This is a genomic window from Paenibacillus sp. cl141a (assembly GCF_900109305.1).
Classification (GTDB): domain Bacteria; phylum Bacillota; class Bacilli; order Paenibacillales; family Paenibacillaceae; genus Paenibacillus_AQ; species Paenibacillus_AQ lautus_A.
On sequence record NZ_FNZO01000003.1, the window covers coordinates 247,064 to 268,169 of the forward strand.

Annotated in this window: 19 protein-coding genes; 15 read left to right on the top strand and 4 right to left on the bottom strand. The window is 54.2% G+C overall.

Going from position 1 to position 21,106, the window contains the following annotated elements; translation table 11 throughout:
* Nucleotides 1-287 precede the first annotated feature (287 nt).
* The 3 genes from BMX45_RS11120 (at nucleotide 288) to BMX45_RS11125 (ending at nucleotide 2,096) form a co-directional block, all read left to right on the top strand.
* Nucleotides 288-824, top strand: coding sequence for a GNAT family N-acetyltransferase (locus BMX45_RS11120; RefSeq protein WP_090909736.1), 537 nt, complete (start codon nucleotides 288-290; stop codon nucleotides 822-824).
* Nucleotides 825-1,078: 254 nt separating this feature from the next.
* Complete coding sequence (locus BMX45_RS31595; protein ID WP_217648113.1) at nucleotides 1,079-1,339, top strand: hypothetical protein; 261 nt, start codon at nucleotides 1,079-1,081, stop codon at nucleotides 1,337-1,339.
* Complete coding sequence (locus tag BMX45_RS11125; protein ID WP_090909737.1) at nucleotides 1,278-2,096, top strand: GNAT family N-acetyltransferase; 819 nt, start codon at nucleotides 1,278-1,280, stop codon at nucleotides 2,094-2,096. The genes BMX45_RS31595 and BMX45_RS11125 overlap by 62 nt, the downstream gene beginning before the upstream one ends.
* Nucleotides 2,097-2,156: 60 nt before the next feature.
* Here the strand turns inward: BMX45_RS11125 and BMX45_RS11130 are convergent, their stop codons facing one another.
* A complete protein-coding gene (locus BMX45_RS11130; protein WP_090909738.1) occupies nucleotides 2,157-3,047 on the bottom strand; it encodes a LysR family transcriptional regulator in 891 nt (296 codons plus the stop codon).
* Between the two features lie 123 nt (nucleotides 3,048-3,170).
* On the opposite strand from BMX45_RS11130, the gene BMX45_RS11135 reads away from it, so the two are divergent.
* The 5 genes from BMX45_RS11135 to BMX45_RS32105 all read left to right on the top strand — a co-directional run bounded on the left by BMX45_RS11135 (nucleotide 3,171) and on the right by BMX45_RS32105 (nucleotide 8,012).
* Nucleotides 3,171-4,247, top strand: coding sequence for a branched-chain amino acid aminotransferase (locus BMX45_RS11135; protein WP_090909739.1), 1,077 nt, complete (start codon nucleotides 3,171-3,173; stop codon nucleotides 4,245-4,247).
* 220 nt (nucleotides 4,248-4,467) lie between these two features.
* Entirely contained in the window at nucleotides 4,468-5,364 is an 897-nt protein-coding gene (locus BMX45_RS11140) for an AraC family transcriptional regulator (RefSeq protein WP_090909740.1), read from the top strand.
* 109 nt (nucleotides 5,365-5,473) lie between these two features.
* Nucleotides 5,474-6,457: an N-acetylglucosamine kinase gene (locus tag BMX45_RS11145; RefSeq protein ID WP_090909741.1), complete on the top strand. Its 984-nt coding sequence runs from the start codon at nucleotides 5,474-5,476 to the stop codon at nucleotides 6,455-6,457.
* A 75-nt stretch (nucleotides 6,458-6,532) separates the two neighbouring features.
* The gene (locus tag BMX45_RS11150) at nucleotides 6,533-7,849 is read left to right on the top strand and encodes a 6-phospho-beta-glucosidase (protein WP_090909742.1); all 1,317 of its coding nucleotides are present in this window, start codon (nucleotides 6,533-6,535) and stop codon (nucleotides 7,847-7,849) included.
* 31 nt (nucleotides 7,850-7,880) lie between these two features.
* A complete protein-coding gene (locus tag BMX45_RS32105; protein WP_302847888.1) occupies nucleotides 7,881-8,012 on the top strand; it encodes a hypothetical protein in 132 nt (43 codons plus the stop codon).
* Between the two features lie 12 nt (nucleotides 8,013-8,024).
* Here BMX45_RS32105 and BMX45_RS11155 read toward each other — a convergent pair whose 3' ends face one another.
* From BMX45_RS11155 to BMX45_RS11165, 3 genes are all read right to left on the bottom strand, one after another.
* Nucleotides 8,025-8,960, bottom strand: coding sequence for an SDR family oxidoreductase (locus BMX45_RS11155; RefSeq protein WP_090909743.1), 936 nt, complete (start codon nucleotides 8,958-8,960; stop codon nucleotides 8,025-8,027).
* Nucleotides 8,957-10,054: a mannonate dehydratase gene (gene uxuA, locus BMX45_RS11160; protein ID WP_090909744.1), complete on the bottom strand. Its 1,098-nt coding sequence runs from the start codon at nucleotides 10,052-10,054 to the stop codon at nucleotides 8,957-8,959. The genes BMX45_RS11155 and uxuA overlap by 4 nt, the downstream gene beginning before the upstream one ends.
* An 89-nt stretch (nucleotides 10,055-10,143) precedes the next feature.
* Complete coding sequence (locus tag BMX45_RS11165; RefSeq protein WP_009592701.1) at nucleotides 10,144-10,821, bottom strand: GntR family transcriptional regulator; 678 nt, start codon at nucleotides 10,819-10,821, stop codon at nucleotides 10,144-10,146.
* 87 nt (nucleotides 10,822-10,908) lie between these two features.
* Between BMX45_RS11165 and uxaC the strand changes: the two genes are divergently transcribed.
* The 7 genes from uxaC to BMX45_RS11200 all read left to right on the top strand — a co-directional run bounded on the left by uxaC (nucleotide 10,909) and on the right by BMX45_RS11200 (nucleotide 20,987).
* Nucleotides 10,909-12,312: a glucuronate isomerase gene (uxaC, locus tag BMX45_RS11170; RefSeq protein ID WP_090909745.1), complete on the top strand. Its 1,404-nt coding sequence runs from the start codon at nucleotides 10,909-10,911 to the stop codon at nucleotides 12,310-12,312.
* Between the two features lie 112 nt (nucleotides 12,313-12,424).
* Complete coding sequence (locus tag BMX45_RS11175; RefSeq protein ID WP_090909746.1) at nucleotides 12,425-14,026, top strand: response regulator transcription factor; 1,602 nt, start codon at nucleotides 12,425-12,427, stop codon at nucleotides 14,024-14,026.
* Nucleotides 14,023-15,765: a sensor histidine kinase gene (locus BMX45_RS11180; protein ID WP_090909747.1), complete on the top strand. Its 1,743-nt coding sequence runs from the start codon at nucleotides 14,023-14,025 to the stop codon at nucleotides 15,763-15,765. Before BMX45_RS11175 ends, BMX45_RS11180 begins: the two co-directional genes overlap by 4 nt.
* Before the next feature lie 235 nt (nucleotides 15,766-16,000).
* Nucleotides 16,001-17,686, top strand: a complete 1,686-nt coding sequence (locus BMX45_RS11185; protein ID WP_090909748.1) for an ABC transporter substrate-binding protein — start codon at nucleotides 16,001-16,003, stop codon at nucleotides 17,684-17,686.
* 269 nt (nucleotides 17,687-17,955) lie between these two features.
* Entirely contained in the window at nucleotides 17,956-18,819 is an 864-nt protein-coding gene (locus BMX45_RS11190; RefSeq protein ID WP_254778053.1) for an ABC transporter permease, read from the top strand.
* 52 nt (nucleotides 18,820-18,871) lie between these two features.
* Nucleotides 18,872-19,807: a carbohydrate ABC transporter permease gene (locus BMX45_RS11195; protein WP_090909750.1), complete on the top strand. Its 936-nt coding sequence runs from the start codon at nucleotides 18,872-18,874 to the stop codon at nucleotides 19,805-19,807.
* A 163-nt stretch (nucleotides 19,808-19,970) separates the two neighbouring features.
* Complete coding sequence (locus BMX45_RS11200) at nucleotides 19,971-20,987, top strand: endo-1,4-beta-xylanase (RefSeq protein ID WP_090909751.1); 1,017 nt, start codon at nucleotides 19,971-19,973, stop codon at nucleotides 20,985-20,987.
* Nucleotides 20,988-21,106: the final 119 nt, after the last annotated feature.

Below are 21,106 nucleotides of genomic sequence, written 5' to 3' on the forward strand. Positions count from 1 at the left end.
AGGGGCGAGGTGCTCGATCCGATCCACCCTGATTCCGCAGAAATTAAAGAGCCAACCGACGCATACATTCGGTTGGCTCTTTGCATGATATAAATAACAGAATTCAACATAATTTTGGATGAGCCGTAGGACATATAATGAAATCGTGGTGAAATAAAGAGTAGGTTTAACGTATTTTACTCCATTTCGTAACGCAATTTACATACCTGTAAACCTCTTGGAAGAGTAAATATGTTATCCTAGACATACTAAACTTACATACATCATTCATTAAGGAGGGATTGACCGTGAATATTGAGGTACGTTTATGCCCGAAGGAACAGTCATTTATTCTGCATAACATATATCCGCTGTACTTGCATGACATTGCTGAGATATGGGGGGTCCGTCCTAACCGGTTCGGTGTATTTGAAAAAGAGGATGTGCCGACCTTAAGCGAGCAGAGCAAACAGCTCGATGTGTGGTGGGAGCAGCCGTCGGTTCTTTTTCCTTATCTGATATCCGTAGATGGCATTGCGGCAGGGTTGGCCCTGGTGGCGACCACGCCATACATTCCATCGCCGAATATCCAGTACTATTTGAATGATTTTTTTGTGCTTCGGACTTTTCGAAGACAAGGTGTAGCCCAACGAGCGGCTGAGCTTGTGTTCGATCAGTTCCAAGGCGCATGGGAGCTTCAGACGAATCCGACCGAGCGCAATATGAGCACCCAGATTTTTTGGCGCAAAACGTTAAACACGTACACGGGCGGACGGTATACGGAGCATGAAGGCGTCCATCCGGAGAAGGGGGATATGCTGGTCTTCCGTTTTAATAACAAATAAGACGGGAATCATGCATCCTATTTGGAACAGGGCTTGACAGCTGAATGCTGCCGGGATAAACTGAGTTAAATTTTTCGAAACATGCTAGGATGAGGACGCCAAGATCGCAAAGGAAGCTGAATCAGAGAACTGCTGGGCGGTGCGAAGCAGTCAGCGGCGATGAATTGACCATCACCTCGGAGCAGATCCGCCGATCGTTTAGGTTGAGGCGTATCCGGGTTTACCCAGCCGTTACCATGGGGCATCATTGTTGGATGATGACAAGAGCGCGTGCCCGGCTAGCCGGCACGAATCAGGGTGGTAACGCGGAGACAAGGCTCCGTCCCTATAGGGGACGGGGCTTTTTTGTGTTCTTTGGGCTGCCGGAGACGCTAAAAGGCAGCGGATCCGTGCCGATCGGTCCACCACTTGGGTCGGGTAGGGAAAAGTCATGGGAAGAGAGAGGGATGAATCATGTTAACGAAGCTGATGCCACAGGACGAGGCGCTGTGCCGGGAGGAATTTATTCGGGATGAGGTAACGTATAACCTGATCCATCTCATTGCCGGGTCGCCGCAGCGTATAGGCCTGAAATCGCCGGACGGACGCATGATCTATGCGCAGTCGCCCCGCGGGAACGCCTGGTTATGGATATCCCGGGACGTTACCATGGAACGGCGGCAGCTTCTGCTTCGAGAACTGGTCAGCGAGCTGGGGGAAGCAGCACTGCCGGGCGTAACGGGAGAACCGGGCGTGGCTGAGCAGTTTGCCAGCTGCTACGCAGAGGAGCGCCATGGAGCCTACCGTCATCAGATGACGATGGAGTCTTACCATGCCCCCATCGTCAAGAGCCCTTTAGGCGTAGAGGGGAGGATCAGACGCGCCGCTGTGAAAGATACGCAGCAGGTGGCCCGGTTTCTGGTCGGATTCTCGGAAGATGCTTATGGGGTCCGAGCGAATGCGGCAAGCCAGGTCGAGACCGCCGAACGACTCATTCAGCAGGGCGGGTTATATGTATGGATGGCCGGAAGCCACGCGGTATCGATGGCCAACATTGCGCACCGGTCGCCAAGGCACGGCCGCATCAATGCAGTGTACACGCCCAAGGAGGAACGAAAAAAAGGGTACGCCAGCGCATTGGTTGCAGACCTTGGAGCTATCCTGCTGCAGGAGGGATTGGTTCCCGTGCTGTACGCCGACCAGGCCAACCCGGACTCCAATCGGCTGTATCAACATATCGGGTTTACCCGATGCGGGACGATTAGCGACCTCAAGTTTGTCCACAATGGATAACGAAGCCCCGATCGGCAAGGCCTGGACAAAGCTGGGGAAGACGAGGGGCCTCAACAAGTGTTATTCTATAAAAGTAGCTATAAAATGTCGGGCCCGATTGGACAGGACATGATCCCTGAGCCAAACAATGCCCACGTCCGATTGGAAATCAGCGCTTGTAATGGACAGCGTCCGGATGTTGGGAATCGCGAAGGAGGACATGACCGACTCGGGCAAAATGGTGGCGCCAATGCCTTCGGCTACCAAAGCGACGATAATGGCAACGCTGGAGCATTCGCATATGACGCGCGGTTCAAGTTCGCCGCGTTTGAATTCTTGAATGACCCGCTCATGCATCCCGATCGTCTGATCGGTTTTTAAGGACAGGAACGGATATTCCGCCAGCTCGCGCATCGAGATTTCCGAATGGGAGGCAATGCTCTCCCAGCTGCTTGGAATGACCGCGACGAACGGGTCGGAGGGCAGGGGCTGAACGGCATAACGCTCGGGCCCGAAGCTGGATTCGAACGGAAGCCGGGTCACTGCGAGCTCGATATTGCGCTTGTCGAGCTGATCGGCCAGCAGGGAGTGGTCGCCTTCCCGAATCTTGAAGGTGACCTCGGGATATTGCTGCCGGAAGATTTGGATGCGCTGAGGCAGCAGCGAAATGCAGGAGACGACGGCACCGATGGACAGCATGCCGCGGACTCCCGCGTGGATCTCCTTCACCTCGGTCAGCGTTTCATTGAACTGGTTCAACAGGGAGGCGGCCCTGCTCTGCAGCAGCTCGCCTGCGTGGGTGAGCTGAAGCTGCTTGCCGCTGCGTTCAAACAGCAGCACGCCGAGTTCTTCCTCCATCAGCTTCAGCTGACGGCTTAATGGAGGCTGCTCCATGTTAAGCTGTTTAGCCGCCCGCGTGATCTGTCCTTCCTGGGCGATCGTCAGGAAATATCGCAGCTGCCGAATGTCCATTTTTCATACCCCCTCTCCATACCTTAAAGGTATGATATCCCTATAAATCAGATATTTTTAATATAGGGCATCGATTGATATGATTCAACTAATAACGTTTGCAAAATAAGGAGATGTGTGCACATGACTTACGCGATATCCGTGGAATTAACGACCACCCCGAAGGAAAAGCCGAGCCATCATAAACAGGCTTTCGGCACGGTATTTACGGATCATATGTTTATTCTGGACTATGACGCCGGCAAAGGCTGGCACGACCCGCGCGTCGTCCCATACCAACCGATCGAACTTGACCCTGCAGCCAAAGTATTTCACTATGGCCAGACCGTATTCGAAGGCCTGAAGGCTTACCTGACGGAAGATCAGCGGATCCTCATGTTTCGCCCGAACAAAAATATTCAGCGGCTGAACCTGTCCAACCAGCGCCTGAGCATTCCGACATTGGACGAAGGGCTTGTGATGGAAGCGCTCAAGCAGCTCGTGCTCGTGGATCGCGACTGGATTCCTTCCAAGCCGGGCACATCGCTTTATATCCGTCCGTTTGTCATCGCAACCGAGCCCGTGCTCGGCGTAGCGCCGTCGCTGCAATACAAGTTCATGATCATCCTGTCGGTCGTCGGTTCGTATTATGCGGAAGGCATCAATCCGGTCAGCATTTACGTGGAGCCAAAATACGTGCGTGCCGTTGCCGGGGGCGTGGGCAATGCCAAGACGGCCGGCAACTATGCGGCAGGTTTGAAAGCGCAGGATGAAGCCACCCTCAAGGGATATTCGCAGGTGCTGTGGCTCGATGGCGTGCACCGCAAATATATCGAGGAAGTCGGCAGCATGAACGTGTTCTTCAAGATCGGCGATAAGGTGATAACGCCGGCGCTGAACGGAAGCATCCTGGACGGGGTTACCCGGAACTCGGTCATCCAGCTGTTGCAGCATTGGAACATCCCCGTGGAAGAGCGTGCCCTTTCCATCGATGAAATCGTGGAGGCTCACCGCAGCGGCTTGTTGACCGAGGCTTTCGGCACCGGCACCGCAGCGGTGATATCGCCGATCGGTTCACTGGAATGGCAGGAGGAGCAATTGGTGATTGGCGAGGGAGCAACCGGCGAGCTTTCCAAACGCGTTTATGATGCCATCACGGGCATCCAGCTCGGAACCGTTGAGGATCCGTTCGGCTGGACGGTTGAACTTCCATTATCTTAATGCACCTGTAAGGATCCGCCCCAGGCATACTGGGGGCGGGTCCTTTTTTTTTCACGGGCAAGAATAAAGCTTCCGTGGTTTACCTTCTATCTCGCCGCAGCTTGCGGTTTAATCATCTGAGCGTAAACGTCGATCCATGTTTTTCTTAAGAGAGGCGCTCATGTTACGATGTGAGTACATCGTTGACACGTTATTTACGAGGCATGGAGGTGCAATTGAAGTGAATCGTCCGCAAAGCGTCGTTCCGGACGCCATAGATTTTTCGAACGCTGCTTTTCCGTTTACCGCGTCGACCACGCACGGCATATTCGCCGGAGCCCAGCGCCTGCATTGGCATCATGCGTTGGAGCTTAACTATATTCAAGGCGGAACCGGTTTTATTCTGATCAACGGGATGAAGCTCCCGTTTCGGCAGGGGGATATCATATTCATCAACAGCAATGATCTGCACCGCGCGTATGAGACCGAGAACCTGGTCATGGACGTCATTATGTTCGAGCCTTCCCTGCTGGCCATCGATCTCAAGTTCGATCCGGACCTGATGGCTCCCTTCCGCTCGCTCGGAAACGTAGACAGGCAATCTCCGGTGCACGATGAACTGGCCCGGCTGCTTCGGCGCATGATGGAGGAGTATGAAGCCCGGGGGACTTCTTATATGAGCCTGATCCGTTCGGATCTCATTCGTTTCCTGAGTTTGGCGAACCGCCATCTGTCATCTCCCGCTCAGGAGCACAGGCCGATCAAGGGCAGGGGAATGCACGCGTTAAAAGAAGTCCTGCGCACGATGGAGCTTCATCTGGACTACGGCTGGACGCTGCAGGAGCTGTCGGATTTAACGCATCTGAGCCCTTCCCGGTTCAGCGCCCTGTTCCAGCAGGCCGTCGGAACCTCACCGCATCATTATTTGATCCAGCTGCGCTTGACCCATGCCGTGCACCTGCTGGAGACGACGGACCAGAAGATTATCGAGATCGCGGAAACCTGCGGGTTCCGGAATCTGTCCAATTTCAATCGTCTGTTCAAGCAGCATGTCGGGGCTTCGCCAAGCGAGATCCGGGAGCGAGCTTATGCAGGCAGTCCCATGATCCCCTCCGCCACGAGTTCCAAGAAACAGTAAGATAGTATCACTCCTTGATCGTATAACAGTAGATGGCAACCTGTGGAAGCGGTATCTTAAACATATACCACCACATGACGCCGCCGTTAGGCGGGTAGGAGTGAAGTCCATGAGTTTGTATCTGGGTGTGGATGCCGGCGGCAGCAAAACGCACGCCGTCATCTGCGATGAACAAGGGAATATCCTTGGCAAGGGAGCGTCCGGCAACGGCAATCACCAGATTCACCGTGAGCATGCAGCCCGTAACATTGAGGAGGCCTGCAACCGGGCGCTTCAAGAGGCTGGGGCTGCCAAGGAAGATATCAGTTATGCCTATTTCGGCCTGGCCGGAGCCGATCGGGAAGCCGATTATGAGATCCTGCGCCCGATGATCGGGGCGCTCGGATATCCGAGGCATGCTATCGCATGCGATACGATCATCGGGATGAGGGCAGGAACGAGCCGCCCGTATGGCGCCGCATTGATCTGCGGTACGGGCTTCAACAGCGCCGCCCGTAACCGTGCGGGGGAAGAGCTGCAGTATGGCGGCTTCGGTTTCTTGTACGGAGATGGATATGCGGGCGGATCAGGGTTTGCAACCCTGGCCTTCCGGGCGGTTATTCGAGCCTGGGATGAGCGGGGACCGGCAACCTTGTTGACGTCGCTCGTTCTGGAGCAGATGGGATATACGTCCGTCGAACCGATGTACGAGGATGTCCTCTACGGCAGGACGAAGGTTCCGCCAAGTCTGGTCAAGACGCTGTTTCTGGCGGCTGAAGCGGGCGACGAGGTGGCTACCTGGATTCTCGAGAACGAAGGCGAAGAGCTGGCCAATGCGGTATGCACGCTGATCCGGCGGCTGGACATGGCGGACGAAGCCTTCGACATCGTCTACATCGGCAGCGTGCTGAACAGGCCGAACAGCTCGATCTTGACGGATGCAATCGAACGGATCGTTGCGGTCCGGGCACCCCATGCATCCTGCGTAAGGCTGACATCCGATCCGGTTTCCGGCGCGCTGCTGTGCGCGATGGATGCCGACGGTCATGCCGTTGATGTTGAGACGGAGGCCAAACTGAAAGCATTTACGTTTGAGCAGGCAACCACAGTCTGATCAGCAGATCGTTGTAATAGAGCGTAATAGATCCGGCTCGAAACGGATTGATATCATACCTTGGAGGCGATTAACGTGGCAGCAGGATTGAAGATAGCGGTCATCGGGGGAGGTTCCTCCTATACCCCGGAAATTGTAGAAGGTTTCATTCGCAATTATGAGCAAATGCCGATTCGCGAACTATGGTTCGTTGATATTGAAGAGGGCAAGCATAAGCTGCAGATTGTGGGCAATTTGGCCAAACGCATGGTCAAGGAATCGGGTCTGCCGATTGAGGTTCACCTGACGCTGGATCGGAGGCAGGCCATTGCGGGGGCCGATTTCGTGACGACCCAGATGCGCGTCGGCTTGCTGGCGGCACGCAAGCAGGATGAGCATATTCCGATTAAACACGGCGTCATCGGCCAGGAGACGACGGGTCCGGGAGGCATGCTGAAGGCGCTGCGCACGGTTCCGGTAATTCTGGACATTTGCCGCGATATCGAAGAGCTGGCACCGAATGCGTGGATGCTGAACTTCACGAATCCGGCAGGCATCGTCACCGAGGCGGTTGCGAAGCACAGCAAGGTCAAATCCGTCGGTCTGTGCAACTCCCCGATTAACTTTCAGAAGTTCCTGGCGGCGGAGTACGGCGTGTCGGAGAGGGACGTTCTGGCCGAGTTTGTCGGGATCAACCATCTCCACTGGGTGACGTCGGCGATCGTCAACGGCGAAGAGAAAATGCCGGAGCTGCTGGACGGCGGGAAATCGTATACGGCGAAGAATGTGCCGACCTTCGGCTGGGACGCGGATTTTATCCGTTCGCTTGGGGCGATTCCGACGTATTATCTTAAATATTTCTACATGACCGATACGATGTTTGCGGACATGAAGGCTTCGCTGGAGAAGGACGGAACCCGAGCGGACGTGGTCAGCCGGGTAGAGGAGGAGCTCTTCGAGCTCTACAAGGACGAGAATTTGGCCGTGAAGCCGAAGCAGCTGGAGCAGCGTGGCGGCGCTTACTACTCCGAAGCGGCCGTCAACCTGATGACGTCCATTTATAATGACCGTCATGATATTCAGACGCTGAACGTTTCCAATGGCAATATCTACGAATTCCTGCCTGCGGATGCCAGCATAGAGATCAACTGCGTGGTTACGGGCCAAGGGCCAATACCGCTGGCGCCGCAAAAGGTTCCTTCCCATGTGAAGGGGCTGATGCATGCGGTGAAAGTGTACGAACAATTGACGATCGAAGCCGCCATTACTGGTGATCGCGGCATTGCGCTGCAGGCGCTGGTGCATCATCCGCTGGTGCCGTCCGTGACCGTAGCGAAGCAGCTGCTCGATGAAATGCTGGAGGCGAACAAAAAGTACTTGCCGGCTTTTTTTAAGCCGGAGGCCGTGGTATAACAAGATATCCAGGGCAGCATAAAGTGGAAACTTGAAAAAAACGAGCCTCAGCATGGCGCTGAAGCTCGTTTTTTATGTTTTCCCTGCTTATCCTCTAACTGACGGACAGCAGCGGTATGCCGCGGTCCGAAGATCGGTGCCGCAGACCGATTCACGCGGCTAGCGCTGCCATCCGTTATACGCCGGAATATGCCATGAAGCCGCCGTCCACGGGAATTACCGTTCCCGTGACGAAGCCGGAGGTCTGATCGTCCACGAGCCAGAGCAGGGTGCCCAGCAGATCCTCCGGCACGCCAAACCTTCTCATGGGGGTATGGGAGATGATTTTATGAGAGCGCTCGGTTAATGAACCGTCGCTATGAGTCAGCAGATTGCGGTTTTGCTCGGTCAGGAAGAAGCCCGGCGCAATCGCGTTCACGCGAATGCCCGATTCCGCAAGATGAACGGACAGCCACTGGGTGAAGTTGTTAATGGCCGCTTTGGCTGCGCTGTAAGCCGGCACCTTGGTCATCGGGCTGGGCGCGCTCATGGACGAGACATTCAGCACGACGGCCCCGGGACGTCCCAGCATCCCTTCCGCGAAGATTTGCGTCGGTATCAGCGTACCGATGAAGTTCAAGTCGAACACGCTGCGGAAGCCCGGCACGCTTAACCCGAAGAAGGTTGTCACATCGGGCTGCCCCACATCCTCCGGACGGAAAATCTCGTTGGTTGTATTCGCATCTTTCCGGTTGCCGCCGGCTCCGTTAATCAGGATATCGCAGGGTCCGAAAGACTCGCGCACAGCTTTTTCCGCTTGCCGGACGCTTTCCACATCCGTTACATCGCAGGGAACGGCAATCGCCGTACCGCCGGCAGCCGTAATTTCATCGGCCACCTGCTGCCCTTTCTCGGCCGTACGGTTCAAGACGGCCACCTTGGCACCTTGCCGTCCCAGCTCAAGAGCCATCGCCCGGCACAATACGCCGGAGCCGCCCGTAATGACAACCGTCTTCCCGTTTAATGACGGATGAATGGGAAGGGATGGCGTCGCTTGCGATGCGGACTCAACAGAGGCTCTTCTTGATCCGGGTTCAGATCTACCCGCTGCATGGATATTGGCCTCACTCATTGTACGGCCTCCTTCAGCTCGGCTGGACTTCCCGCGCGCTCCCGGCTGTAAGCGTCCCACAGCCCCCAGAGATACATAATACCCAAGGCGCGGTCATACAGGCCGTAACCCGGACGGCACTGCTCGCCCCAGATATGCCGCCCGTGATCGGGCCTTACGTATCCGGTGAAACCGTTGTCATGATAGGCCTGCACAATGCCGGAAATATCGACGGTGCCGTCCTCGGTACGATGGGACGTTTCGATGAAATCGCCGTTCTCGTAGACGCGTACGTTCCGGATATGCGCGAACGGAATCCGGTCGTGGAACTCATGGATCATGGAGACGATGTCATTGTCCGGATTGGCGCCAAGCGAGCCGCTGCACAGGGTCAGGCTGTTCGCCGGGCTATCGTACAGCTGCAGGAATCTCCGGAGATTTTCCTGGCTGGTGATGACCCGCGGCAGGCCGAAGATCGGCCAAGGCGGATCATCCGGGTGAATGGCCATTCGGATGCCGTTCTTCTCGGCAGCCGGGATGACGGCGCTTAAGAAGTATTCGAGGTTGCGCCACAGGTCTTCCTCGGTAACGCCGCGGTATGCTTCGAACAGGGAGGTCAGATGCGCCAAACGCTCCGGCTCCCAGCCCGGCATGGTAAGCGCGCTGTTCCGGTTGATCGTCTGAACCAGCTCCATTGGATCGATGCCGTGGATTTTGGCCTTCTCGAAGAAGAGGGCCGTCGAACCATCGGGGGTCTGTTTATGAAGATCGGTTCTAGCCCAATCGAACACCGGCATGAAATTGTAGCAGATGACTTTGACGCCGACCTGGCCCAATTTCTCAATCGTCCGGATGTAGTTGGCTATGTATTGATCCCGGGAGGGAAGGCCGAGTTTGATGTCCTCGTGCACATTCACGCTTTCCACGACGTCAATATGAAGCCCGTACGCTTTGGCTTGGTCCGCAATTTCCTCAATTCGCTCCATCGGCCATTCTTCGCCGACAGGAATATCGTGAAGTGCCCATACAATGCCCTCCACGCCGGGGATTTGTCTAATCTGATCCAGCGAGACCGTATCGTTGCCCTCGCCGAACCATCTGAATACCATCCGCATTTCTTCACCGCCTTTTACAAGTTTAAGGAGTTAACGCAAAGCTGCTGGGAATTTTGCAGTTACGAGTGTAACGCCAAGAGGGTAACGGCTTATTTAAAATAATCGGGATGCTTCTCTTTCAGCACGGCCAGATTGGAGATAATCAGGCTCAGATGCTGCTGCATTTCACGTTCGGCATGATCGGCGTCATGACGCGAAATCGCGTCAGCGATCTCCCGATGCTGCTCGTACAGGTTAGTCCAATTCGGATCGGCAGACAGCCATAACATCCGGCTCCGGTTCAGATGAGCGTTCATCTGCTGCAGCACGTTCCATGTGCCGACCTTGCGGCAGCCTTCGAACAGAATACGGTGGAAGGCCTCATCCAGCTCAAACATGTGCTTGCCGTCATGCTTCTCGATGCTCTCGCGCTGCTCGGACAGATTTCGCTCCAGCTCGGCGAATTTCTCCTCGGGAAAGCTTTCGCAGGCAAGCCGGACGACGGCCTTCTCCAGCTGCTCGCGCATGAAGCGCGCTTCCTCGACCAGCTCCGAATCGATGAGCGAGACGCGCGTGCCGCGCTGGGGAAGCACGACGACAAGGTCCTCCTGGGCCAAGCGGACGAAGCTTTCCCGCACCGGCGTCCGGCTGACTTCGAAGGAAAGGGAAACCTCCTTCTCGGACAGAGCCGTTCCCGGGGGCAACTCGAGACTGACAATCTGCTGCTTCAGCCGGGAGTACACGATATGTCCGGCCGATCCTGGCTGTAATCGCAAAGATTCTACCACTGCATCACCTCCTAATGTATTCCATACTACCATACTTGTATGGTAGTATGGAACTGAAAATCGAAATAAGAATCGGAGGGGAACGATATGAGCCGTTTGGACACGGAAAATCTGCTGCTGAACAGCAACAGCGCGAAGAAACTCTTTTATGATTATGCGGAAGGGATGCCGATATTCGATTACCACAACCATCTGAACCCGAAGGATATTGCCATCAACCGGCAGTTCGATAACCTGACGGAGCTATGGCTGGAGGGGGACCATTACAAATGGAGGGCGATGCGCTGGCTTGGCGTCGACGAAGAGCTGATTACAGGCAGCGCCAGTCCTGAAGCGAAGTTCATGGCCTGGGCGGAATGCGTTCCGCGATTGGTCGGCAATCCGCTTTATCACTGGACCCATCTGGAGTTGACCCGCTATTTCGGGATTCAAGAGCGGTTGACCGCGGAGAATGCCAAGGAGATCTGGGACGCTTGCAATGAGCAGCTGAAGGCTCCTGCCTTGCGGGCAGGGGGAATTTTGGAAAAATTCAAGGTCAACGTGGCCTGCACGACGGATGATCCCGTCGATTCGCTGGAGTTTCACCAGGCCATTCGGAATCAGGGGGAATTGTCGACCGTCGTGGCCCCTGCATTCCGGCCGGACCGGGCGCTGGATATCGCGAACGCGGACTTCCCCTCCTATGCACGGACGCTGGGAACAACGGCCGGTATAGCCGTGGATACCTATCAGGGATTGCTGGATGCCCTGCAGGAGCGGATCCAATATTTCCATGACCATGGCTGCCGCCTGTCGGATCACGGCTTTGGCGCTTTTCCTTATGAACAGGCCGACGTTAAAGAAGTTGCGGACATTTATGGCAAAGCCATCGGCGGAGGCAGCTTAACCCCGCTCGAGGAACGGAAATACCGCACCTATACCCTGCTCAAGCTGGGGGAAATGTATCATGCCAAGGGCTGGACCATGCAGCTGCACATTGGGGCGATTCGAAACAATAATGCGCGCATGTTCGCGAAGATCGGCAAGGACAGCGGGTATGACTCGATTCTCGATTTCCATCTGGCGGAAAGCCTGAACGGATTCCTGAGCAGGCTCGACAGGAACGATCAGCTGCCGAAAACCATTGTGTACAGCCTGTATTCCTCGCATTACGAAATGATCGCTACCACGATCGGGAATTTCCAGTCGGCCGGTGTCGAGGGCAAGCTTCAGCTCGGTTCCGCTTGGTGGTTCCACGACCAGAAGGAAGGGATGCTGAAGCAGCTCACCGCGCTGTCTTCCATGGGGCTGATCAGCACCTTTGTGGGCATGCTGACCGATTCCAGGAGCTTTATGTCGTTCCCGCGGCATGAATATTTCCGGAGAGTGCTGTGCCGCCTGTTCGGCGATTGGATCAGGGAAGGGGAACTGCCCGCGGATTATGAATATATCGGTGCCATCATCCAGGATATTTGCTACCACAATGCCGAGCGATATTTTCAAATTCATTGACAATTGCGTGCAGAGCATGAACAATAGATTTACTATATGAAAGCGTTTGCTGATGAACAGATAGAAGATCTGTTACAGGCAGATGTGCGCGAAAAGGCGAGGGGGACATACCGTGCAAGGGAACCGGGCGATATTGGTGGATGACGAGGTGTTTACGCGCAAAGGGCTTCTGAAGCTGATTGATTGGGAAGCCTGCGGCTTTCACATTGTGGATGAGGCGGATAACGGGGAAGACGCGCTGGAACTGATTGAACGGCTTCGGCCGGATGTGGTCATCACCGATATCCGCATGCCGGTGCTGGATGGACTCGAGCTGATCCGACGCGTTGTCACGGACGATATCGTGAAGCCGTATTTCATTATTGTAAGCGGATACGATGACTTCAACTATGCCCAGCAGGCTGTCCGCTACGGGGTGCATGATTTCATTCTGAAACCGATTGACGAGATGGAATTCAGTCAGGCGCTGGTCCGGCTCAGCGAACGGCTGGAGTCGGACCGCGAGGCACGCTCGCGGGAAGAGAAGCTGTTGTCGGGCGCCTTGATGGAATCGCTCATTATAGGGGAGGCGGATGAGCGTCTGCTGCAGGAATGGGAGAGGCGTCTTGAACTCCGGCCGGAAGACCGTCTGTTCTATGTTTTTGTCGAACGGAACGACCATCCGCCGGCTTCGGCTAACGACAACGACGGAGGCGACTTCAAGGACAGGGTGGAAACGGCCCTTCTTGCGATCTCGAATGGAGAACAGCCCTTCTATCTGCATGAGCACCGCAACCGCATCGGCATCATCGTTCCGGGAAGCATCCTGCAATCGTTCCAGGGGTGTCAGCGGGGATTTGCCAGGCGCCTTCAGCAATCGCTCGCCGATTCGAAGCACGAAAGAATTTTCGTCTATTTTGGCCGGCCAGTTTCACGTCTGTCCCTCGTCCAGGATGCCTACGAAACGGCCAAGCAATCGCTAATATACAAGTATATCTATGATGAGAGCGGCATCGTGATCCATGAAGAAGCCGCGGTGCATGATCTGCAATACATCGGGCTGGAGGAGCGTCTTTATCAGCAGCTGCTGGAGCAGATCGAGGAGCTGCATTTCGAGAAGCTGGAGGAGACGATTCGTTCGCTGTTCGAATCCTTCCAGGAGAAGCTGTATGCTCCCGAAGCGGTGAAGACGGCGATCAACCAATGCGTGCTGGGCGTGGTTCGTGTGCTCAGCAGCATGGACGGGGATCAAAGCCGGCTGTCCAGTCTCGAGCCGATGACCGAGTGGCATGACCGCAACTTGTCGCTTCAGGGGCTGAAGCGATTGTTCACGGATTTTGCGATGGAGAGCGCGAACTATATCGGACAGCTGCGCAAGGAACAGCACAAGGGCGGAATCCAGAAGATCCGGGCTTATATCGAGGCCCATTATCATGAGAATATCAGTCTGAAGGGCATCGCCGGGAAGTTTTACATGAACCCGGTTTATCTGGGTCAGCTGTTCAAAAAAGCGTACGGCATGTATTTTAATGATTTTTTGCTCCAGCTGCGCGTGAACGAAGCCAAGCGCTTGCTGCGCCAGACGGATCTGCGCATCTATGAGGTGGCGGAGCGGGTCGGCTTCGGCAATCCGGACTATTTCGTGACGCAATTCGAGAAGATTGAGCGGATGACGCCAAGCGAGTACCGGAACCGCTTGATGAAGGAGGCCGCGTCCGAAGGGACGAATGCATGAAGCCGAGCCTGAATAATGTCCGTCTTCGGGACAAGATGCTGCTGCTTTATTTCCTCGCCGTCTTTTTGCCGATCCTGATTACCAATCTCATCTTCTACAATGTGACGTCCGGCAGCGTAAGGGAGCAGCGGATCCAGGATATCACCGTAGCGCTTGAACAGATGAAGAACGAGTTCCGCCGTGAAGTCGAGGACGCTTTGGAGATCTCCTCGGTCTTCTACACGGACGTTCAATTGAACGAGATCGTGGAAACGGTGTACGATCATCCAGCCGATTATATCGAGGCTTATGATACTTATCTCCGTCGCATATTGAATTCGGGCAGCGCCGTATACAATTCGGTCAGCGAAATTGCGGTGTATGTCGACAATCCGACCCTGCTGTATTCCGGCGGCATCAATTATATCGATGGCCAGGTGAAGGAAGAGGCTTGGTACAAGGCGATCGCGGGCAAGAACGTAACCCAGCCGATCGTGATGCGTACGGGCAAGAACGGCCAATTGGACAGCTTCAGCATCATCCGGAGCATGAATTATTTCAGCTCCCAGGATGACCACACCAAGTATCTCAAGATCGATATGCGGATGCCTTCGATCCGGCAGATCATGAGCAATCTGAATGTGCAGGGCAAAGTGTATCTGCTGAGCGGGGCAGGAAATATCGAATATACTACGGACCCAAAGGTCGATGTCACGCAGGGCGCTGTACCGTACAGCAGCATCGCGCATGGCGACAGGTTTCTGGAGTTTCATACCGATACGTTCACGACCAACAATCTGAACACCTGGACGATCATGGCGGTGACGCCGGAGGATGTGGTGCTGCGCGACGTGCATCAGTCCTTGCGGTTCGTCATTGTGCTGACCTGCCTGAATTTTCTGCTTCCGAGCCTGGTGATTGTTTGGATCAGCCGTTCCCTTAACGTACGACTTGTACGGATTCTCAAACATATGAAGAAGGTCAAGAACCAGAATTACGACACCATCCAAGAGGCTGAGGCACGTGACGAGATCGGTCAGCTGACGGGTGAATTCAACCGGATGACCTTGCAGCTCAAGAGCCTGATCAATGACGTGTACGTGGCGGATATCCAGAAGAAGAATTTGGAGCTGCAGCGGCGGCACGCGCAATTGAATGCGCTGCAGAGCCAGATTAATCCGCACTTCCTCTTTAATGCCCTGGAGACGATCCGCATGCGCAGCCTGATGAAGGATGAGGATGAGACGGCAAGGATCATTCATAATATGGCGAAGATCTTCCGCAATTCGCTCGTTTGGAAAAAAGACATGGTGACGCTCAAGGAGGAAGTGGAGTTCATCCATTGTTTCCTTGAAATCCAGAAATACCGGTTTGGCGACAAAATCGATTATTCGGTTCATGCTCCAGCCGAAGAGGGTCACCTGCAAATACCGAAAATGGCCATCGTCACGTTTGTGGAGAATGCCAGCATTCACGGCATCGAGCCGCTCAAGCACGGGGGGCGCATTGAAGTTCGGGTTGTGCGCGAGGGCCAATCCCTGATCTGTACCATTCAGGATAACGGGGCAGGCATGCCCGCGGAGAAGGTGGAACGCATCTACCGTTATCTCGAGACCGAGGACGAGATGGGAGAGCGGATCGGCATTCAGAATGTGATTTACCGGTTAAAGCTGTACTACGGCAGCCGGTTCCGGTTTGAAATTGACAGCTCGCCTGGACAGGGCACACGGGTCAAACTGTCCATTCCCATTGAAACATAAGGACGGCAAATCCTGCTGCGGCATTCCGAATCGGAGTGACCCTAGCAGGATTTGTTCGTTAGTCGGCGGAAGTGCAGGGGAGAAGGCTGCGGAGCTGCCATTTTTCACGGCTAAGGATACGGTTCTATAGTTTTCAAAGTATCACCTAAAGATTGACGGGTGAAAATCGCTACAGAGCTCTCTTATAATGAAAGTGCTTACAAATTAACGAGACCGAAAGGGGTAGGTCAAGAGCATGAACAAGAAATTTTGGCTGAGCTGTCTGACCGTGGTTATGATGGTATCGCTTCTGGCAGCGTGCGGCGGCAGTAAAGAGGCAGCGGATAATACACCGGCAGCCGGCGGCGAAGGCGAGAAGAAAGAAGAGAAGGTCACCTTCACCTATTTCAACGCGGCAGCCGGTAAAGACAAAAATACGAACGAAACCACTATCGGTAAAATGTTCGAAGACCAAACCGGCGTGAATTTTAAAATGGAGCATTTGGTAGGAGACGAGAACACCAAGGTGGGAACCTTCATTGCCAGTAACGACTATCCCGATGTGATTGTGCCGGGGAGCTCAATCGATAAGCTGGTCGGGGCGGGCGCCTTCATTCCGCTCAATGACCTGATCGATAAGTACGGCCCTAACATCAAGCGAGTGTACGAGCCTTATTACAACCTAATGAAAGCCGAGGACGGCAACATCTACTTCCTGCCGCTGAGCGCGGTTGTTGGAGAGTACACGTCGGCTCCGAATATCGAGCAAGGAGCATTTTGGATTCAACGCCGTGTCCTGAAGGAAGCGGGTTATCCGAAAATCAAGACCTTCGACGAGTACCTGGCCCTGATTCGCGACTACGTGAAGAAACATCCGGAGGAAGGCTTGACCGGCTATCTGGCACTGACGACGCAGGATAAATTTTTTGCTCTGACCAATGCCCCGATGCATTTGGCCGGCTATCCGAACGATGGCGGGATCATCATCGACATGGAGACTCACGTAGCGAATGATTACGCGGACGACGACATTACGAAGCGGTACCTGCAAGAGCTGAACAAGCTGAATGCGGAAGGCCTGTTCGATAAATCCTCTTTCGTGGACAACTATGATCAATACCTTGCCAAACTGACTTCCGGTAAGGTGCTCGGCTTCTTCGATTATCGATGGCAGGTAGGCCAAGCGATGAACAACCTGCGCGAAACAGCCAATAAATCGGGTAACGACGATCTCGAATACATGGCGCTGCCGATCGTATACGATGAGAATACCAAGGATCAGTATCTGGATCCGCCATCCTTTGTAAACAACCGCGGCGTCGGGATCTCCGTCAGCGCGAAGGATCCGGAACGCATTGTGAAGTATTTCAACAACCTGCTGACGGACGAGAACCAGATTCTGTCGAACTGGGGCATCAAGGACGAGACGTATTCCGTCGATGAGAACGGCCGCTTCTACCGTACGGAAGAGCAGATTGCACAGACCAATACGGAAGCCTTCCGCGAGTCGTTCGGCTTCAAGTACTTTGAATACAACTGGCCTCGTTACGGCAACGGATCTACGCTTCCTGACGGTAATTCCGTGGGTGCGGGACGCCAGCCTGAGGTTGCCAAAATGTCCTACTCCGAACCGGACAAGACATTGCTTGAAGCATACGACATCGATTCCTTCTCGCAATTGTTTGCGGCACCGGACGACCGTCCATGGTACCCGGCTTGGAGCATTCCGATCGATCAGGGCTCGCCGGCCCAAATCTTCACGCAGAAGAAAAGCGATTTGCAGCGCAAATACTTCCCGAAACTGGTTCTTGCCAGCCCTGCGGAGTTTGACGGCATCTGGAACGAATACGTGGGCGAGTTCGGCAAGCTGGACGTGAAGGGATACGAGGATCTGATCACCGAGGAAGTAGCCAAGAAAATCGCAAATGCCCAAGGACAATAATAGATGAAGGAGAGGCGAACAAGGGCGGACCGCCGAAATGGCCGAGATCCGTCCCTCCTCTTCTAGGGCCTGGGTAGGAAGGAGAAGAAACCGTGGATAAGGCGAACCCGATTGGACCTGCAGAGACCACGGCGCTAAGTGAAACGCCGGCGGTATCGAAAGGTTTCTTCAATAAACAACGAAAGAACGATACTGGTTTGAATCATAGACGGCCATCAGGCGAAAAGAGCTTCTTCCGGAAGCTGCTGCAGCAGAAGGCGCTTGTCTTCATGTCGATTCCTTTTTTGATATGGTTGTTTGTCTTTAAGTACCTGCCGCTGTGGGGCTGGACCATCGCGTTTCAGGATTTTAAACCGGCGAAGAAAATATTCAATCAGGAATGGGTAGGCCTGCAGCATTTTACCTTCCTGTTTCAGGACGAACACTTCCTCCGGGTCATGCGCAACACGCTCGCCATGAGTTTTATCAACCTTGTCTTAGGTTTTGTCACGGCGATTGTTTTAGCGATCCTGCTCAATGAACTGCGTAATTTGATGTTCAAACGGGTTGTGCAGACGATCAGTTATTTGCCCCATTTTATCTCTTGGGTTGTGGCTGCGAGCATTATTTCGACGGCCTTGTCCGCAGACGGCGGGATTATCAATGAACTCCTCATGTGGATCGGGATTATTAAGGAACCGATCCTATGGCTTGGGGAAGGGGAATATTTTTGGGGAATACTCGGTGTTTCGGAAGTATGGAAGAATGTCGGCTGGAACACCATTATATATTTGGCGGCCATGACGATGATCGATCCCTCGCAGTACGAGGCGGCGGAAATCGATGGCGCCGGGCGATTTCAACGGATCTGGAACATCACCTTGCCGGGTCTGAAACCGGTATTCATCATCCTGCTGATCATGAATATCGGCAACCTGCTCGAATCCGGTTTTGAACCGCAATACTTGCTTGGCAACGGCATGAACGTGGATTATTCCGAGAACCTGGATATTTTCGTGCTGAAATACGGTATTCAGATGGGCAACTTCTCGCTCTCGATTGCAGCTGGCATGTTCAAGACGGTCGTCAGCTTCATACTCTTGTTCACGGCTAACCATATCGCGAAGAGACTGGGCGAAGACCGATTGTTCTAAGCGAAAGCTTGCGAGAACCGTTCTCTATCAGAAAACGTACAGGAGGATTCATATGGCGAAGATTTCAGATGCACCGCGAGCCCATGCCCGGTTCAAGTCTCCCGCGGACCGGTTATTCGATACCTTTAATATAGTCTTCATGATCTGTCTCATGATTGTCACGTTGTACCCGTTCATCAATACGCTCGCGGTTTCCTTCAATAATGCGACGGATTCGGTGAAAGGCGGCATATATTTATGGCCGCGGGATTTCACGTGGGAGAATTATAAATATGTATTTAACGAAGCCACGATATTCCACGCTACCTTCATCTCGGTTCTGCGTACGCTGATCGGTACGATCACTTCCGTATTCTGCTGTGCCATGGTGGCTTACACGATCAGCCGCCCGGAATACGTGCTGCGAAAATTCGTGTCGATCGCCTTCATTTTGACCATGTATTTCAGCGGCGGTTTGATTCCGAATTTCCTACTGATTCGCGAATTGGGCATGCTGGGCACCTTCTCGGTGTACATCATTCCGGGCCTGATCAGCGTATTCAACGTCATTGTCATCCGCTCCTTCATCGAGGGATTGCCTGAGGGGATCCTGGAATCGGCCCGGATCGACGGCGCCGGCGAATTCACGACCTTCCTGAAGATCGTGCTTCCGCTGTGCGTGCCCGTGCTTGCCACGGTATCGCTGTTTACGGCAGTATCCCAATGGAACTCCTGGTTCGACGTGTTCTTGTACAACTCCTCGTACGGCGAGCTTAGCACCCTGCAGTACGAGCTGATGAAAATACTCCAGAATTCGAACTCCTCGCTGAATTCGGGCAATGATTATGCAAGCCAGTTTGCTAGCTCGGAAAGCGGCGCGAATCAGGTCACGCCGACCTCCATTCGGGCGACGATGACCATTGTGGCTAGCGTGCCGATCATTCTGGTGTACCCGTTCCTGCAAAAATATTTCGTGCAAGGGATGACCCTTGGCGGGGTGAAAGGTTAAGCTGCGGGAACCGCTAAGATGTACGTCGTGCGCACTGCTCCATGGTGCACACGGTGCGTGGTCCGCGGCATGTCTGGATGTCCGTCGACCAACGGATGCCGCCGCATCACAATCATCAACGATCAATCTTGCTATTATCTTTAATTCTAAGGAGGGATTGGATATGTCCAACACGCAGCGAAGTGAACCCAGGCTTAAGGAAATGTTCGCGGATGACTTTCTCATCGGAGCGGCCGTGAACCCGAGGACGATCGAAACGCAGGAGGAATTGCTAGCGTACCATTTCAACAGCATTACGGCGGAAAATGAAATGAAGTTTGTCAGCGTGCACCCGGCGGAAGATACGTACACGTTCGAGGACGCGGACCGGCTTGCCGCTTTCGCCCGCAAGCATGGCATGAAGATGCGCGGCCATACGCTGGTATGGCATAACCAAACGACCGACTGGCTGTTCGAGGACAAGAACGGGGGCCTGGTGGATAAAGCCACGCTGTACGAACGGCTAAAGTCGCATACCGACACGGTCGTGAAGCGGTATAAGGACGATATTTACGCCTGGGACGTCGTGAATGAGGTAATCGCCGATGAAGGCGCCGAACTTCTTCGTCCGTCCAAATGGCTTGACATTGCCGGCCCCGACTTTATCTCCAAGGCATTCGAGTATGCGCATGAAGCCGATCCGTCGGCCCTCTTGTTCTATAACGATTACAATGAGTCCCACCCGAATAAACGGGACAAAATCTACACGCTGGTCAAGTCTTTGCTGGATCAAGGAACTCCTGTTCACGGCGTTGGCTTGCAGGCCCACTGGAATCTGTACGATCCGGATCTTGACGATATCCGGGCAGCGATCGAGAAGTACGCGTCGCTCGGCCTGCAGCTTCAACTCACGGAGCTTGATGTGTCGATGTTCCGGTTCGACGACAGGCGGAAGGATCTGACCGAGGCGCCGGAGGAGCTGCTGGAGGCTCAAGCGAAGCGGTATGAGGCGATGTTCGGCATATTGAAGGAATACCGGGATTATATTACGTCCGTGACCTTCTGGGGTGCTGCCGACGATTACACCTGGTTGGACAATTTCCCGGTACGGGGGCGGAAGAATTGGCCTTTCCTGTTCGATGAGCGGCATCAGCCGAAACCGTCGTTTCATCGCTTGGTGGAGCGTATGGTCAAAGTGTAAGGATTTTAGGGGTTGAACCCATCATTTTAGATAACGACAGCGATAATATAGGCGGCTGAAGACGCCATCAGCTTGTCATCTAGCCGGTCCTTGTGACCGGCGTCTGCATGTTAGTCCTT

Bases quoted from the DNA above. Each gene is read 5' to 3' on its own strand.
- BMX45_RS11195 (WP_090909750.1), top strand. From the start codon at position 18,872: ATGGCGAAGATTTCAGATGCACCGCGAGCCCATGCCCGGTTCAAGTCT.
- BMX45_RS11180 (WP_090909747.1), top strand. From the start codon at position 14,023: ATGAAGCCGAGCCTGAATAATGTCCGTCTTCGGGACAAGATGCTGCTG.
- BMX45_RS11130 (WP_090909738.1), bottom strand. From the start codon at position 3,047: ATGGACATTCGGCAGCTGCGATATTTCCTGACGATCGCCCAGGAAGGA.
- uxaC (WP_090909745.1), top strand. From the start codon at position 10,909: ATGAGCCGTTTGGACACGGAAAATCTGCTGCTGAACAGCAACAGCGCG.
- BMX45_RS11185 (WP_090909748.1), top strand. From the start codon at position 16,001: ATGAACAAGAAATTTTGGCTGAGCTGTCTGACCGTGGTTATGATGGTA.
- BMX45_RS11145 (WP_090909741.1), top strand. From the start codon at position 5,474: ATGAGTTTGTATCTGGGTGTGGATGCCGGCGGCAGCAAAACGCACGCC.
- BMX45_RS11125 (WP_090909737.1), top strand. From the start codon at position 1,278: ATGTTAACGAAGCTGATGCCACAGGACGAGGCGCTGTGCCGGGAGGAA.
- uxuA (WP_090909744.1), bottom strand. From the start codon at position 10,054: ATGCGGATGGTATTCAGATGGTTCGGCGAGGGCAACGATACGGTCTCG.
- BMX45_RS11135 (WP_090909739.1), top strand. From the start codon at position 3,171: ATGACTTACGCGATATCCGTGGAATTAACGACCACCCCGAAGGAAAAG.
- BMX45_RS11155 (WP_090909743.1), bottom strand. From the start codon at position 8,960: ATGAGTGAGGCCAATATCCATGCAGCGGGTAGATCTGAACCCGGATCA.
- BMX45_RS11200 (WP_090909751.1), top strand. From the start codon at position 19,971: ATGTCCAACACGCAGCGAAGTGAACCCAGGCTTAAGGAAATGTTCGCG.
- BMX45_RS31595 (WP_217648113.1), top strand. From the start codon at position 1,079: ATGATGACAAGAGCGCGTGCCCGGCTAGCCGGCACGAATCAGGGTGGT.
- BMX45_RS11190 (WP_254778053.1), top strand. From the start codon at position 17,956: ATGTCGATTCCTTTTTTGATATGGTTGTTTGTCTTTAAGTACCTGCCG.